Origin of the sequence: Serratia sp. BNK-10, from assembly GCF_047456065.1 — a bacterium.
Classification (GTDB): domain Bacteria; phylum Pseudomonadota; class Gammaproteobacteria; order Enterobacterales; family Enterobacteriaceae; genus Serratia; species Serratia ureilytica.
On the sequence record NZ_CP179894.1, the window covers coordinates 447,977 to 461,925 of the forward strand.

Genomic DNA, 13,949 nt, shown 5'->3' on the forward strand with positions numbered 1-13,949 from the left:
CGGCGTCGCCGGTTCGCTGGGCTCAAATCCCTCCGCCGGTATTGACCGGATCAGGTTCGACGGGTGTGCTCTCAGCGGAAAATCGGGCTTATCACGCGGCCCGACTCTCCGCACCCCGTTGAGACGGCGCTATTGTAAAGATTAACCGACCCGGGCGAAAGGCGCTTATGCCTCCGGCGGGGCAAACCAGGCTGACTTGAAGTCGAACCAGCCGAGGGTGTTCATTCGCACGCCGCGCATGCTGCGCTGGCCGTGCAACTGCAGCCAGTGGTGGAACAGCGGATGCAGTTGGTGATTGCTGACCAGGCGCTGGCAGAACTCTGCCAGCGGCAGACGGTTGGCGCGCCACAGCGCCGCATCCTGCGCCAGGTCCTCGCTCATGCAATGCTGCATCAGCGGCAGCTCGTACAGCGTGGCGAACAGCGAAAACTCCAGCGGTAGATAGAAGTTGGCGCTGCCGAGCCACAGATCGCTGCGCGCGTCGCCCTGGTGCCAGGTCGCGTAATCCACGCTTTGCACGATCAGGCGGATGCCGTGCTGCGCCAGCAGCGGCTCGATCGCCTGGCGGATGGCGTGGAACTCCGAATGCTCATTGAAGTGAGTCAGCGTCAGTTCGGTCAGCCCCGCCGGTTTGGGCTGCTGCGCCAGCGCGCGGTTGTGGTGCCAGCGCGGCAGCAGGCCGTACGCCGGCGACCAATAGCGCTGGTAGAGCGGCCCGGCGTGGCTCAGCAGCGAAATGGGGTTGATCAATTCGCACAGCCAGCTGCGCATGGCGGGATCGGCCGCCAAGGGAGAGCGCTGATCGAACAGCAGGAAGTAGCAGCCTTCTTCCAGCCGGCTTTCCAGCTCGCTGTTGCCGGTTTCATCGCCCTGCAGCTGTACGCCGGAGTGCACCAGTTCTTCGGAGAACTCCGGCAGCACCCAGATGTTGACCTCATCGATCAGCGCCCGGTAGCCGAAATAGTCGTCGAAGGCGTGGATCTTCATCTGGCTGGGAAGGTTGCGCACCACGCGGTAGGGGCCGGTGCCGATCGGATGGCGGGTGAAGTCCGGCAGATCGCGCCATTCGCGCGGCAGGATCATGGCGTGCACGCTGCCCAGCAGCCAGGGCAGCCAGTGGTCGGGGCTGTGCAGATGCACGTCGACAACGAACGGCGTCGGCGAGGTGACGCTTTCGATATGCGAGAACAGCGGTTGTGAGGTCAGACGCGAAAGCGAGCTGATGACGTCCGCCATCTCCAGCTCGCGGCCATGATGAAAATGGATCGCCGGGCGCAGGTAAAACCGCCAGTGCAGCGGCGTCAGCGCCTGCCAATGGTGGGACAGATCGGATTCGAGTTCCCCGTTTTCCTCATTTATGCGCGTCAGGCCGTTGAAGATCTGACGCGCCAAATGGGTCTCGGAACGCCGCAGCGCCGAGCCGGGCAGCAGGTTGTACAACTGCCGATAGTAGAGCACCCGCAGGATATGTTTCCCCTGACGGAAGCTGCGCCCCAGCTGCGACAGCAGCATTTGGCGCACCACGTTTTTGTCGCCCACCAGCTGCACCAACTGATCGATGCGATCCTGCTCCAGCAGCTCCTCGGCCCGCTGTTGCTGCAGCGCCAGGCCGGTGTAATGAAAGGTTAGCCGCGAACGCTTGCCGCGTCCCGACTCCGCCTGCCAGGTGAGCCAGCCCTCCCGCTGCATGGCGCTCAACAGGGAGCGCACGTGGCGCCGCGAGCAGCTCAGCGCCTCCGCCAGTGCCTGCAGCGTGGTGTCGGTGGTTTCACCGTGGCAGCGTTGCCACAGACGGATGAACTGCTGCTGCAATCTGGACGTGGACATAAAAGAGGAACACTCCTGTCTCAACTCGTCAATTTTTCTTTCCCTATATTACGCCGATAATTTTCATCGATGAAAGGGGAGGGCGCAATCATGAAAGCTTTCTTATCCAAATCGTTCTATCAGCGCTATTTCAGCGCGGTGCGTCGGCAGCACGCCGACTGGCTGAGCGTGGTGCCCGAGCAGGCGCGGCTGGCAATATTGGCGCACCTGACGCAATGGGATATCAAAGAGATGAGCGACAAGCAGTATCGCGAGCACCTGTAAGGCGCTGCGGCATAAAAGTTTCTGAGTAATGGTGCTGTTTCACCAGCCAGTGGGTCGCCCCACTGGTTTTTTTATTTGCGGTTAGGGCGATGGACTTGCATTTTCCTCGCCGTGACCTAAGGTTTTTGCTTCTGCTTTGGGATCAGGGAAGAGGATATGGAACGCCTGAGACGGTTATCACTGCGCATCAACCCCATCTTTGCCGCCTTCCTGCTGATCGCTTTTCTCTCCGGCATCGCCGGCGCGTTGCTGACGCCGACGCTCAGCCTGTTTCTGACCACCGAAGTTAAGGTGCGGCCGCTGTGGGTCGGGTTGTTTTACACCGCCAACGCGGTGGCCGGCATCGTCGTCAGCTTCCTGCTGGCCAAACGTTCCGACACCCGCGGCGATCGGCGCAGGCTGATCCTGCTGTGCTGCCTGATGGCGGTCGGCAACTGCCTGCTGTTCGCTTTCAACCGCGACTACCTGACGCTGATCACCGCCGGGGTGTTGATGTCCGCCGTTGCCAACACCGCCATGCCGCAGATCTTCGCGCTGGCGCGGGAATACGCCGACAGCGAGGCGCGTGAAGTGGTGATGTTCAGTTCGGTGATGCGCGCCCAGCTTTCGCTGGCGTGGGTGATAGGCCCGCCGCTGTCGTTTGCGCTGGCGCTGAATTACGGCTTTACCGTGATGTTCCTGATCGCCGCCGCCACCTTCGCCATCTGCGTGCTGCTGGTCGGGTTCATGCTGCCTTCGGTGCCGCGCGCGGCGGACGGCGACGGGCTGCGGGACGGCGCATCCGCGCCGATTGCGCCCGCCAGCGCCTGGCGCAATCGCGACGTGCGTCTGCTGTTTATCGCCTCGATGCTGATGTGGACCTGCAACACCATGTATATCATCGACATGCCGCTGTATATTACCGCCGATCTCGGCCTGCCTGAGGGGCTGGCCGGGGTGCTGATGGGCACCGCCGCCGGGCTGGAGATCCCGGCGATGCTGCTGGCCGGTTACTACGTCAAACGTTTCGGCAAGCGCAACATGATGCTGCTGGCGGTGGCGGCGGGCGTGCTGTTTTACCTCGGGCTGACGGTGCTGGCGACCAAGCCGACCCTGATCGCGTTGCAACTGCTCAACGCGGTGTTTATCGGCATCGTCGCCGGTATCGGCATGCTCTATTTTCAAGATTTGATGCCGGGCCGACCGGGAGCCGCCACCACGCTGTTCACCAACAGCATCTCGACCGGGGTGATCCTGGCCGGGGTGCTGCAGGGCGCGCTGGTGGAGAACCTCGGTCATGGCTCGGTGTATTGGATGGCGGCGCTGCTGGCGCTGGCGGCGCTCTGGATGAGCGCCAAAGTGCGTGAAGTGTGAGGTCAAACGACGGCATTCTTGATGCAAGTCATTGAGAAGGCTGAAGCGGACGCCCAAGCTGAAGGCATATGGAGCGCGATCGTTGCGTCCACGCCCGTCTCGCTATTGAGATGCCGCCTTGTTGTTTAGAACAGTGGGAACGTTATGGATAAACTCACACCGCTCAAACCGCTTCCTTCCCTGTGCGCCCTTGCCGCCACGCTGATCATCTGGTTCCTCATTCCCGTGCCGGAGGGCGTTGCGCCCAACGCCTGGCAGCTGCTGGCGCTGTTTATCGGCACTATCATCGCCATCATCGGCAAGGCGATGCCGATCGGCGCAGTCTCGGTGATTGCCATCGCCCTGGTGGCGGTGACCGGCGTCACCAATCCCGGCAAGCCGGGCGCCGCGCTGGACGACGCGCTCAGCGGTTTTTCCAACCAGCTGATCTGGCTGATCGGCTTTTCTATCATGATCTCCCTCAGCCTGAACAAAACCGGGCTGGGCGCGCGCATCGGTTACTACTTTATCTCGCTGTTCGGTAAAAAAACGCTCGGCATCGCCTATGCATTGACGTTGGCGGAAACCACCCTGGCGCCGGTGACGCCGAGCAACACCGCGCGCGGCGGCGGCATCATTCACCCGATCATGAAATCGATCGCCGACAGCTTTGGTTCCAAACCCGAGCTCAATACCTCCGGCAAGATCGGCCGCTATCTGTCGCTGGTGAACTACAACATTAACCCGGTCACCTCGGCGATGTTTATCACCGCCACGGCGCCTAACCCGCTGATTGTCAGCCTGATCGCCAAAGGCACCCACGGCAGCTTCGAACTGTCCTGGTCGATGTGGGCGATTGCCGCCCTGGTGCCGGGGCTGTGTTCGCTGATCGTGATGCCGCTGGTCATTTATCTGCTGTACCCGCCGGAGGTGAAAAGCACCCCGGACGCGCCGCGTTTTGCCTGCGAAAAGCTGCAGGCGCTGGGGCCGGTGACGCTGCCGGAGAAAATTACTCTCGCGGTGTTCGCGCTGCTGTTGGTACTGTGGGCCGGCATTCCGGCGATGATTTTCGGCCCGGCGCTGGCGGTCAATCCTACCACCGCGGCGCTGATCGGCCTGGCGGTGCTGCTGGCTACCGGGGTGCTGAGCTGGGAGGATGTGCTGAAGCATAAAGGGGCCTGGGATACCGTCGTGTGGTTCTCGGCGCTGGTGATGATGGCCAGTTTCCTCGGCAAGCTGGGGCTGATCGGCTGGCTGTCGCAGACCGTCGGCAACGGCATCGACCATATGGGCATGAGTTGGGTGGGCGGCACGATCTTGCTGACCATCATTTATCTGTATTCTCACTATTTCTTCGCCAGCACCACTGCGCACGTAACGGCGATGTTCGCCGCCTTCTTCGCTGCCGGTATCGCGCTCGGCGCGCCGCCGGCGCTGCTGGGCCTGATCCTGGCGTTCTCTTCTTCGCTGATGATGTCGCTGACGCATTACGGGACCGGCACCGCGCCGATCATCTTTGGCTCCGGCTATGTGACGTTGGGGGAGTGGTGGAAAGCGGGATGGGTGATGAGCGTGGTTAACCTACTGATCTGGATAGTGATCGGCGGCGCATGGTGGAAGCTGCTGGGCTACTGGTGAGGAAAAAATTCACCCGCCGGGCGGCGGGTGAAGGGGATTAATTCAGAAACGCCGGTTGCTGCGCTTCGTAGCGGGAGATGTCCGCTTCATGCTGCAGCGTCAGGCCGATGCTGTCCAGCCCGTTGATCATGCAGTGGCGGCGGAAGCTGTCTATTTCGAACGGATAGCTTTTGCCACCGGCGTTGACCGTCTGGTTCTCCAGATCCACCACGAACTCCGTACCCTCGTTGGCGTCAACCAGTTTGAACAGCTCATCCACCTGCTGCTCGCTCAGCGTGACCGGCAACAGCTGGTTGTTAAACGAGTTGCCGTAGAAGATATCGGCGAAGCTCGGCGCGATCACCACTTTGAAACCGTAGTCGGTCAGCGCCCAAGGGGCGTGTTCGCGCGAGGAGCCGCAGCCGAAGTTCTCCCGCGCCAACAGGATGCTGGCGCCTTTATAGCGCGGTTTGTTCAGCACGAACTCCGGGTTGGGTTGCTGGCCGGCATCGTCGAGGAAGCGCCAGTCGTTGAACAGGTGCTGGCCGAAACCGGTACGGGTCACCTTCTGTAAAAACTGCTTGGGAATAATGGCGTCGGTGTCGACGTTGGCCGCATCCAAAGGCACCACTAAGCCGGTATGTTGAGTAAATTTAGCCACGTTAGCCCCTTAGTGAATATCACGGATGTCAGCGAAGTGACCGGCGACGGCGGCCGCGGCGGCCATTGCCGGGCTGACCAGGTGGGTGCGCCCACCGCGGCCCTGGCGCCCTTCGAAGTTACGGTTGCTGGTGGACGCGCAGCGCTCGCCCGGATTCAGACGGTCGTTGTTCATCGCCAGGCACATCGAGCAACCAGGCAAGCGCCATTCGAAACCGGCTTCAATAAAGATTTTGTCCAACCCTTCGGCTTCCGCCTGGGCCTTCACCGGGCCGGAGCCCGGCACCACGATGGCCTGCACGCCGTTGGCGACCTTGCGCCCCTTGGCGATCGCCGCCGCCGCGCGCAGATCTTCGATGCGCGAGTTGGTGCAGGAACCGATGAACACTTTGTCGATCGGCACTTCGGTCAATTTGATGCCCGGCTTCAAATCCATGTAGGCCAGCGCTTTCTCGGCGGAGGCGCGCTCAACCGGATCGTTAAACGATTCCGGCGCCGGGATCGCCTGATTGACGGCGATCACCTGGCCAGGGTTGGTGCCCCAGGTGACTTGCGGCGCGATCTCTTCGGCGCGCAGCGTCACCACGGTATCGAACTGGGCGTCGGCGTCGGACTTCAGCGTGCGCCAGTAAGCGACCGCCTGCTCCCAGTTTTCACCGGTCGGCGCGAACTGACGCCCCTTCAGGTAGGCGAAGGTGGTGTCGTCCGGCGCGACCAACCCGGCTTTGGCGCCCATTTCGATCGCCATGTTGCACAGGGTCATGCGGCCTTCCATGCTCAATGCCTCGATCGCCTTGCCGCAGAACTCCACCACGTGGCCGGTGCCACCGGCGCTGCCGGTTTTGCCGATTACCGCCAGCACGATGTCTTTGGCGGTAATGCCCTCGGCGGCATCGCCGGTGACCTCAATCTTCATGGTTTTGGCCCGGCCCTGCTTCAGGGTCTGGGTCGCCAGCACGTGCTCCACTTCGGAGGTGCCGATGCCGAACGCCAGCGAGCCGAAGGCGCCGTGGGTCGCGGTGTGTGAATCGCCGCAGACGATGGTCATGCCCGGCAGCGTCATGCCTTGCTCCGGCCCGATCACGTGCACGATGCCCTGGAACGGGTGGTTCAGGTCATACAGCGAAACGCCGAATTCCGCGCAGTTCTTGATCAGCTCCTGCATCTGGATGCGCGCCATCTCACCGCTGGCGTTGATGTCTTTGGTCTGGGTCGACACGTTGTGATCCATGGTGGCGAAGGTTTTGCCGGGCTGGCGCACCTTCCGGCCCATGGCGCGCAGGCCGTCGAACGCCTGCGGCGACGTGACTTCGTGCACCAGGTGACGGTCGATATACAGCAGCGGCGTCTCGTTCGGCGCTTCGTGCACCACGTGGGCATCATACAATTTCTGGTATAAGGTCTTGGCCATGTTATGCCCCCTGAGCTACAAAGCGAGCGATGATGTCGCCCATTTCATCGGTGCTGACGGCTTTGCCGTCACCGGCCAGATCGGCGGTGCGGTAGCCCTGTTCCAACGCCTGGTTGATGGCGCGCTCTACGGCGTCGGCCGCTTCATCGGCGCCCAGGCTATAACGCAGCAGCAGGGTGGCGGACAGGATCTGCGCAATCGGGTTGGCGATGCCTTTGCCGGCGATATCCGGCGCGGAACCGCCCGCAGGTTCGTACAGGCCGAAGCCTTGCTCGTTCAGGCTGGCGGACGGCAGCATGCCCATCGAGCCGGTGATCATCGCGCACTCGTCGGACAGGATGTCGCCGAACAGGTTGGAACACAGCAGCACGTCGAACTGGGACGGATCCTTGATCAGCTGCATGGTGGCGTTGTCGATATACATGTGCGACAGCGACACGTCCGGGTAATCCTTGGCGACCTGATTGACCACTTCACGCCACAAGATGGAGCTTTGCAGCACGTTGGCCTTGTCGATCGACGTCACCTTGTGGCGGCGCTTGCGGGCGGATTCGAAGGCGATGCGCGCGATGCGTTCAATCTCGAAACGGTGATACACCTCGGTGTCGAAGGCGCGCTCCTGCATGCCCTGGCCTTCGCGGCCCTTCGGCTGGCCGAAATAGATGCCGCCGGTCAGTTCGCGCACGCACAGAATGTCGAAGCCGCGGGCGGCGATATCGGCGCGCAGCGGGCAGAACGCCTCCAACCCTTGATACAGGCGGGCCGGGCGCAGGTTGCTGAACAGTTTGAAGTGCTTGCGCAGTGGCAACAGCGCGCCGCGTTCCGGCTGCTCGGCCGGCGGCAGGTGTTCCCATTTCGGGCCGCCCACCGAACCGAACAGGATGGCGTCGGCCTGCTCGCAGCCGGCGACGGTCGCCGCCGGCAACGGGCTGCCGTGGCGATCGATGGCGATGCCGCCGACGTCGTACTCGGCGGTGGTGATGCGAATGTCAAAGCGTTGACGCACCGCGTCCAACACTTTGCGCGCCTGAGCCATTACTTCCGGGCCGATACCGTCTCCGGGCAAGACGGCAATGTGATAAGTCTTCGTCATGTTCACACCGTTTCCTGATTATTTTGATGTTTGTTTTGCTGCAGACGCTGTTTTTCTTTTTCTACCTGCTGTGAGCGCCAAATATTGTTCAACACGTGCACCATCGCCTTGGCGGAGGATTCGACGATGTCGGTCGCCAGACCCACGCCATGGAAACGACGGCCGTTATAAGAGACGACGATATCCACCTGGCCCAGCGCATCGCGCCCATGGCCTTTGGCGGTCAACTGGTACTTCACCAGTTCGATCGGGTAATCGGTGATGCGATTGATCGCCTGATAGACCGCATCGACCGGGCCGTTGCCGGTGGCGGCTTCGGCTTTCTCTTCGCCGCCGCAGATCAGTTTCACCGAGGCGGTGGCCATGATGCTGCTGCCGGACTGCACGCTGAAGTAACCCAGGCTGAAGTGTTCCGGTTCTTCCTGTTGTTTGTTGATGAAGGCCAGCGCCTCCAGGTCATAGTCGAACACCTGACCTTTTTTGTCGGCCAGCTTCAGGAAGGCGGCGTACAGGGTATCCAGGTTGTAGTCCTGCTCCTGGTAGCCCATCTCTTCCATGCGGTGTTTCACCGCCGCGCGGCCGGAGCGGGAAGTCAGGTTCAACTGCACGTCTTTCAGGCCGATCGACTGCGGGGTCATGATTTCGTAGTTTTCGCGGTTCTTCAGCACGCCGTCCTGGTGAATGCCGGAGGAGTGGGCGAAGGCGTTGGCGCCGACGATCGCCTTGTTGGCCGGGATCGGCATGTTGCACAGCTGGCTGACGATCTGGCTGGTGCGGAAGATTTCCTGATGATTGATGTTGGTGTGCACGTTCATGATGTCCTGGCGCACCTTAATCGCCATGATCACCTCTTCCAGCGAACAGTTGCCGGCGCGCTCACCGATGCCGTTCAGGGTGCCTTCCACCTGACGGGCGCCGGCCTGGACCGCGGCAATGGAGTTGCCGACTGCCATGCCCAAATCGTCGTGGCAGTGTACGGAAATGATGGCTTTGTCGATGTTCGGCACGCGGTCATACAAGGTGGTGATGATGCCGCCGAACTGGTTTGGCGTGGTGTAGCCGACGGTGTCCGGAATATTGATGGTGGTGGCGCCGGCGTTGATGGCGGCTTCGACCACGCGGCACAGGTTGTCGATCGGCGTGCGGCCGGCGTCTTCGCAGGAGAATTCCACGTCGTCGGTATAGTTGCGGGCGCGTTTGACCGAGCGTACTGCCATTTCCAACACTTCGTCGAACGAGCGCTTCAGCTTCGATTCGATGTGCAGGGTGGAGGTGGCCAGGAACACGTGGATACGGAACGCTTCAGCGACGCGCAACGCTTCGGCGGCCACGTCGATGTCTTTGTCCACGCAGCGGGCCAGGCCGCAGACGCGACTGTTCTTGATCTGGCGAGCGATGGTTTGCACCGATTCGAAATCGCCCGGCGAAGAGACCGGGAAGCCGACTTCCATCACGTCAACGCCCATTCTTTCCAGCGCCAGCGCAATCTGAATCTTCTCTTTTACGCTCAGGCTGGCCTGCAATGCCTGTTCGCCATCACGCAGCGTGGTATCGAAAATAATGACTTGTTGGCTCATCGGTGCATTCCTTATCGTGTTGATTTCACGCTAAGCGGGCAAAAAAAAACCCGCGCAGTAGCGCGGGTTTCTTATGGGTGATCGGCTGAGTCAGCTCCGAACTTCGTCCACAGGCATACCGCGCAAACAAGATGCGTTGAGTAGTAGGCCTAGTAGACGGTGAGTACGGATCATAATGGTTCAGCTTCTCTTAAATTGGGTGTCTGCCTAATTTGATACGTGATTGGCCTGGCGATGTCAACACCTGATTGAATGCGGGGACAATGCACCGGCTATGCGTCCAAACAGAGGATCATTCGGTAAAAAGGCGGCGCCATAGAGAAAAAATGGGAGCAGTTTGCGCGCTGCTTAGCATAAACGAATCGAATATATACTGCGCTAATTGCTTCTGGATTTTGTTGGGTTAAGATTTGTGATGAAAAAATAAGGAGGATTAATCACGGGAGGAAACAAAATAATATTTTTAATACGAATGATTTAAATTGAATTCATATGATTAATTGATTGTTTTAGTCATAATATAACAAAATAATGCGATTTTACACAAAGCGATTGATGTTTTTAGATGGTTTGATTGCTTATGATGTGTTTTTATAGTTTGTCTCATACAATGGGGTTACGTTGTTTAATTGTATTAATCATTGTTAATACCTAATTATTAGTACCACCCAGGTGGCATTCTTCCTGCTGACGGTAGAAGTGACTGATATGCATTCCATATACGACTTAAATCGTGTCGATAACACGAGGTTTTTTATCGGCTGATGACGGTAATGGCAGGATTTGTCGTGCAAAGATAAGACAATGCGGCGTTTCATTGTTTGTCGAGCATAAGGATTAGATTATCTACACAGGATTTAGTGGAGTGAAATATGGCTGAATATGATTCAGAAATCGCCATGGTCAAAGAGCCGGCGGACATCCATTTGCGCAGCGTCGATCTTAATTTGCTGACGGTGTTTGACGCCGTGATGCAAATGCAAAATATTACGCGAGCCGCTAATTCGTTAGGGATGTCGCAGCCGGCGGTGAGCAACGCGGTAGCGCGTCTGAAGGTGATGTTCAACGACGAGCTGTTCGTGCGCTGCGGGCGCGGGATCCAGCCCACCATGCGGGCCAGGCAGCTGTTCGGGCCGGTGCGGCAAGCGCTGCAGCTGGTGCAAAATGAGTTGCCGGGATCTGAGTTTGAGCCGCTGACCAGCACGCGAGCGTTCTCCCTGTCGCTGTGCAGCCCGCTCGATTTGCGTCTGGGCGCCGGGATAATCAATCACGTCAAACAGATAGCGCCGCAGCTTAACCTGCAAATAAAGTCATACATTAACAATAATATTGAACATCAATTACGTTATCAGGACGTCGAATTTGTCATCGGCTACAGCCGTTTCGAGTCGGCGGAGTTTCGCAGCCTGGCGATGTTCGACGACGAATTAGTGCTGGCGGTTGCGCAGGCGCACCCGCGAATAGGGGAGGAGGTGACGCCGGAACACATGTTGGCCGAACAGCACGCGGCGGTTTCCCTGGAAAGTTTTGGATCGTTCAGTAAACCTTTCTATTTAGAGGAGCCGATGCTGCGCGCCGTGACACAACAGTGCACGGACCTCTACAGCGTGTTGAATATGGTGTCGCAAACGGAAATGGTGGCGATTGCGCCCGCCTGGTTGGTGCGGCAACAGACGGAGGCGTTGAAAATAAAGGCGGTTCCTTTGTGCGCCAATCACAATAAAGCGACCTGCTATCTTTCCTGGCATGAATCCTCCGAACGGGATAAAGGGCACCAGTGGATGAAGTCCGTCCTGATTGAGGCGGGTAACCCAAAGTAAAGCGATAAAAAATGGGGATATATAAAGATAATATTCAACTGAGCGTTTTTTTCTCATGATAAAAACTAAGAACTATCTGGGTTTTTATTAAGATGTTTCTTGGTTTTGCGGCGATTAAATAACTTATTTTCAGGGTGAGTTGGTTCGTTTACCAAAAATAATTAATATAAATTAATATTCTGATTTTTACTTTACGACTGGTATTTTTAACTAACTCGATGCGGCGGCCCGGATGGGCCGCGTTTTATTGCCGCCAGCAAACCTTTTCCTTCCCGTTCTGTCCAACCCATGAAAGCGCGAAAGCCGGCCTGAGTTTTGGCTCACACTTCTACGCTGAAATCGCTTTTCCCCCTGCCTGAGAGTAGGTAGACTGCGCGGAAAAAAGTAAACACGTGTAAGCTGAGATGAGGGCCGTAAGGCGTCGTTCAGGCTTAACTGTATGATTCATTTCAGGCTTAGAGCACTATGATCACTAATCTGCTGCAATACCATTTGATCCATCGTATACAGCATCAAATCACCCACCGAGCCGATCGCACAGCTTTTCGCCAATGGTCGCCCAACGGCGAGTTTCAACTGACCTGGGAAGAGGCCGCCGTTCGCATCGATCGCATTGCCGCCGGGCTGTTGGCCCTGGGGGCCGAAGTGCAAGAGCGCATCGGCATTTTCGCCAATAACGGCATGGCCTGGTCGCTGGCCGATCTCGCGATTCTCCACCTGCGCGGCGTCAGCGTGCCGCTCTATTCCACCAATACGCCGGCGCAGGCGGCCTTCGTCATCAACGACGCCGACATTCGCATACTGTTCGTCGGCGAACAGGCGCAGTTGGACGCGGCCATCGCGCTGCGCGGCGTTTGCCCACAGCTGCGCCATATTATCGTGTTTGACCAAGATGCCGACCTGCGCGGCTGCGAGATAGCGCGACACCTGAGCGCCTTCGAGCATGCCGCCGATCCGACGGCTTTTATCGCTCAACGTCGGCAGCGCATTGAAGAGTGCGACCTGCAGGACCTCTTCACCCTGATCTATACCTCGGGCACCACCGGCGAGCCCAAAGGGGTGATGCTGGATTACCGCAACCTGGCGGCGCAGCTCTACCTGCATGATGAGAGACTGACGGTCGGCGAAGAGGATGTGTCGCTCAGTTTCCTGCCGCTGTCGCATGTGTTCGAGCGTGCCTGGAGCTTCTTTGTCATGCATTCCGGCGCGCAGAACGTCTTCCTGCCGAACACTGACTGGGTACGGGAAGCGATGGGGCAGGTCCGCCCGACGCTGATGTGCGCGGTACCGCGTTTCTACGAGAAGATTTTCAGCGCGGTGCATGAAAAAGTGGCGCGCGCGCCTTGGCTGCGCCGCGCGCTGTTCCACTGGGCGATCGTCTGCGGGGAGCGCAAGTTCCTTCAGGAGCGGGCCGGCAAACCGTTGGGTAAACTGTTCGAACTCTCTCATCGCTGGGCCGACAAGCTGGTATTGAGCAAGCTGCGCGGCATCCTCGGCGGCCGGGTGCGCTTCCTGCCGGCGGCGGGCGCCAAGCTGGATGACAATGTGATCCTGTTTTTCCAGGCGATGGGCGTCAATATCAAGTACGGCTATGGCATGACCGAAACCTGTGCGACCGTGTCCTGCTGGGAAGAAGGGCATTTCCGCTTCGGCTCTATCGGCAAACCGCTGCCGGAGGTCGAGGTGCGCATCGGTGAAGAAAATGAAATCCAGGTGCGCGGGCCGATCGTGATGCGCGGCTATTTCAACAAACCGTTGGAAACCGCCGCGACCTTTACCGCAGACGGCTGGCTGAAAACCGGCGATGCCGGGGCGATCGATGAAGAGGGCAATCTGTTCATCACCGAGCGCCTTAAGGATTTGATGAAAACCTCCGGCGGCAAATACATCGCGCCGCAGATGCTGGAAGGCACGCTGGCGCAGGACCGCTTTATCGAGCAGGTGGCGATCATCGCCGATGCGCGCAAGTTCGTTTCCGCGCTGATCGTGCCGTGCTTTGAGTCGCTGGAAGAGTACGCGAAGTCAGTCAACCTGAAGTATCAGGATCGCCTGGAGCTGCTGCGCAACGGTGAAATCCTCGAGATGTTCGAAAAGCGTCTGCGCGAGATGCAAAAGGAGCTGGCGCGCTTCGAGCAGGTGAAGAAGTTCACGCTGCTGCCGGCGGCCTTTTCCATGGAGCTGGGGGAGCTGACGCCAACGCTGAAGCTGCGCCGCAAAGTGATCCTGCAGCGCTATCAGCGTGAAATCGACTCCATGTACCAGGAACAGGGCTGAGGCCGCCGGCGGACCGCGCGTTCGGCGAAAAAAACGGCATATTCTTCGCCTGATTTAGTTCTGTAATTTCCCCT

General features: G+C 59.0%; 10 protein-coding genes and 1 riboswitch. Of the genes, 5 read left to right on the forward strand and 5 right to left on the reverse strand.

Annotation, left to right across the window (positions count from 1 at the left end; translation table 11 throughout):
* Positions 1-9: 9 nt before the first annotated feature.
* Positions 10-128, reverse strand: a riboswitch (TPP riboswitch).
* 37 nt (positions 129-165) lie between these two features.
* Positions 166-1,827 carry an HTH-type transcriptional regulator SgrR gene (gene sgrR / locus ACMGG9_RS02115; protein ID WP_047025197.1) on the reverse strand — a complete coding sequence of 554 codons (1,662 nt, stop codon included), beginning with the start codon at positions 1,825-1,827 and terminating at the stop codon, positions 166-168.
* Between the two features lie 90 nt (positions 1,828-1,917).
* Between sgrR and sgrT the strand changes: the two genes are divergently transcribed.
* The 3 genes from sgrT (at position 1,918) to ACMGG9_RS02130 (ending at position 5,061) form a co-directional block, all read left to right on the forward strand.
* Positions 1,918-2,091, forward strand: a complete 174-nt coding sequence (gene sgrT / locus ACMGG9_RS02120) for a glucose uptake inhibitor SgrT (RefSeq protein WP_071883530.1) — start codon at positions 1,918-1,920, stop codon at positions 2,089-2,091.
* Positions 2,092-2,247: 156 nt separating this feature from the next.
* Positions 2,248-3,444, forward strand: coding sequence for a sugar efflux transporter (locus tag ACMGG9_RS02125; RefSeq protein WP_033641845.1), 1,197 nt, complete (start codon positions 2,248-2,250; stop codon positions 3,442-3,444).
* A gap of 144 nt (positions 3,445-3,588) precedes the next feature.
* Positions 3,589-5,061: a DASS family sodium-coupled anion symporter gene (locus ACMGG9_RS02130; protein WP_047572680.1), complete on the forward strand. Its 1,473-nt coding sequence runs from the start codon at positions 3,589-3,591 to the stop codon at positions 5,059-5,061.
* A gap of 37 nt (positions 5,062-5,098) precedes the next feature.
* Here ACMGG9_RS02130 and leuD read toward each other — a convergent pair whose 3' ends face one another.
* Genes leuD through leuA form a run of 4 tightly spaced genes read right to left on the reverse strand, consistent with a single transcriptional unit; the run spans position 5,099 to position 9,781 of the window.
* Positions 5,099-5,701 carry a 3-isopropylmalate dehydratase small subunit gene (gene leuD / locus ACMGG9_RS02135; RefSeq protein WP_025159634.1) on the reverse strand — a complete coding sequence of 201 codons (603 nt, stop codon included), beginning with the start codon at positions 5,699-5,701 and terminating at the stop codon, positions 5,099-5,101.
* A 9-nt stretch (positions 5,702-5,710) separates the two neighbouring features.
* On the reverse strand, positions 5,711-7,111 hold the full coding sequence (gene leuC / locus ACMGG9_RS02140; protein WP_033651676.1) for a 3-isopropylmalate dehydratase large subunit: 1,401 nt from the start codon (positions 7,109-7,111) through the stop codon (positions 5,711-5,713).
* A 1-nt stretch (position 7,112) separates the two neighbouring features.
* Positions 7,113-8,204, reverse strand: a complete 1,092-nt coding sequence (gene leuB, locus ACMGG9_RS02145; RefSeq protein WP_025159635.1) for a 3-isopropylmalate dehydrogenase — start codon at positions 8,202-8,204, stop codon at positions 7,113-7,115.
* A 2-nt stretch (positions 8,205-8,206) separates the two neighbouring features.
* A complete protein-coding gene (leuA, locus tag ACMGG9_RS02150) occupies positions 8,207-9,781 on the reverse strand; it encodes a 2-isopropylmalate synthase (RefSeq protein WP_033641848.1) in 1,575 nt (524 codons plus the stop codon).
* 872 nt (positions 9,782-10,653) lie between these two features.
* Between leuA and leuO the strand changes: the two genes are divergently transcribed.
* Positions 10,654-11,601: a transcriptional regulator LeuO gene (gene leuO / locus ACMGG9_RS02155; protein WP_033641849.1), complete on the forward strand. Its 948-nt coding sequence runs from the start codon at positions 10,654-10,656 to the stop codon at positions 11,599-11,601.
* Positions 11,602-12,066: 465 nt separating this feature from the next.
* Positions 12,067-13,875: an AMP-dependent synthetase/ligase gene (locus ACMGG9_RS02160; protein WP_047025199.1), complete on the forward strand. Its 1,809-nt coding sequence runs from the start codon at positions 12,067-12,069 to the stop codon at positions 13,873-13,875.
* The last annotated feature ends 74 nt before the right edge of the window (positions 13,876-13,949 follow it).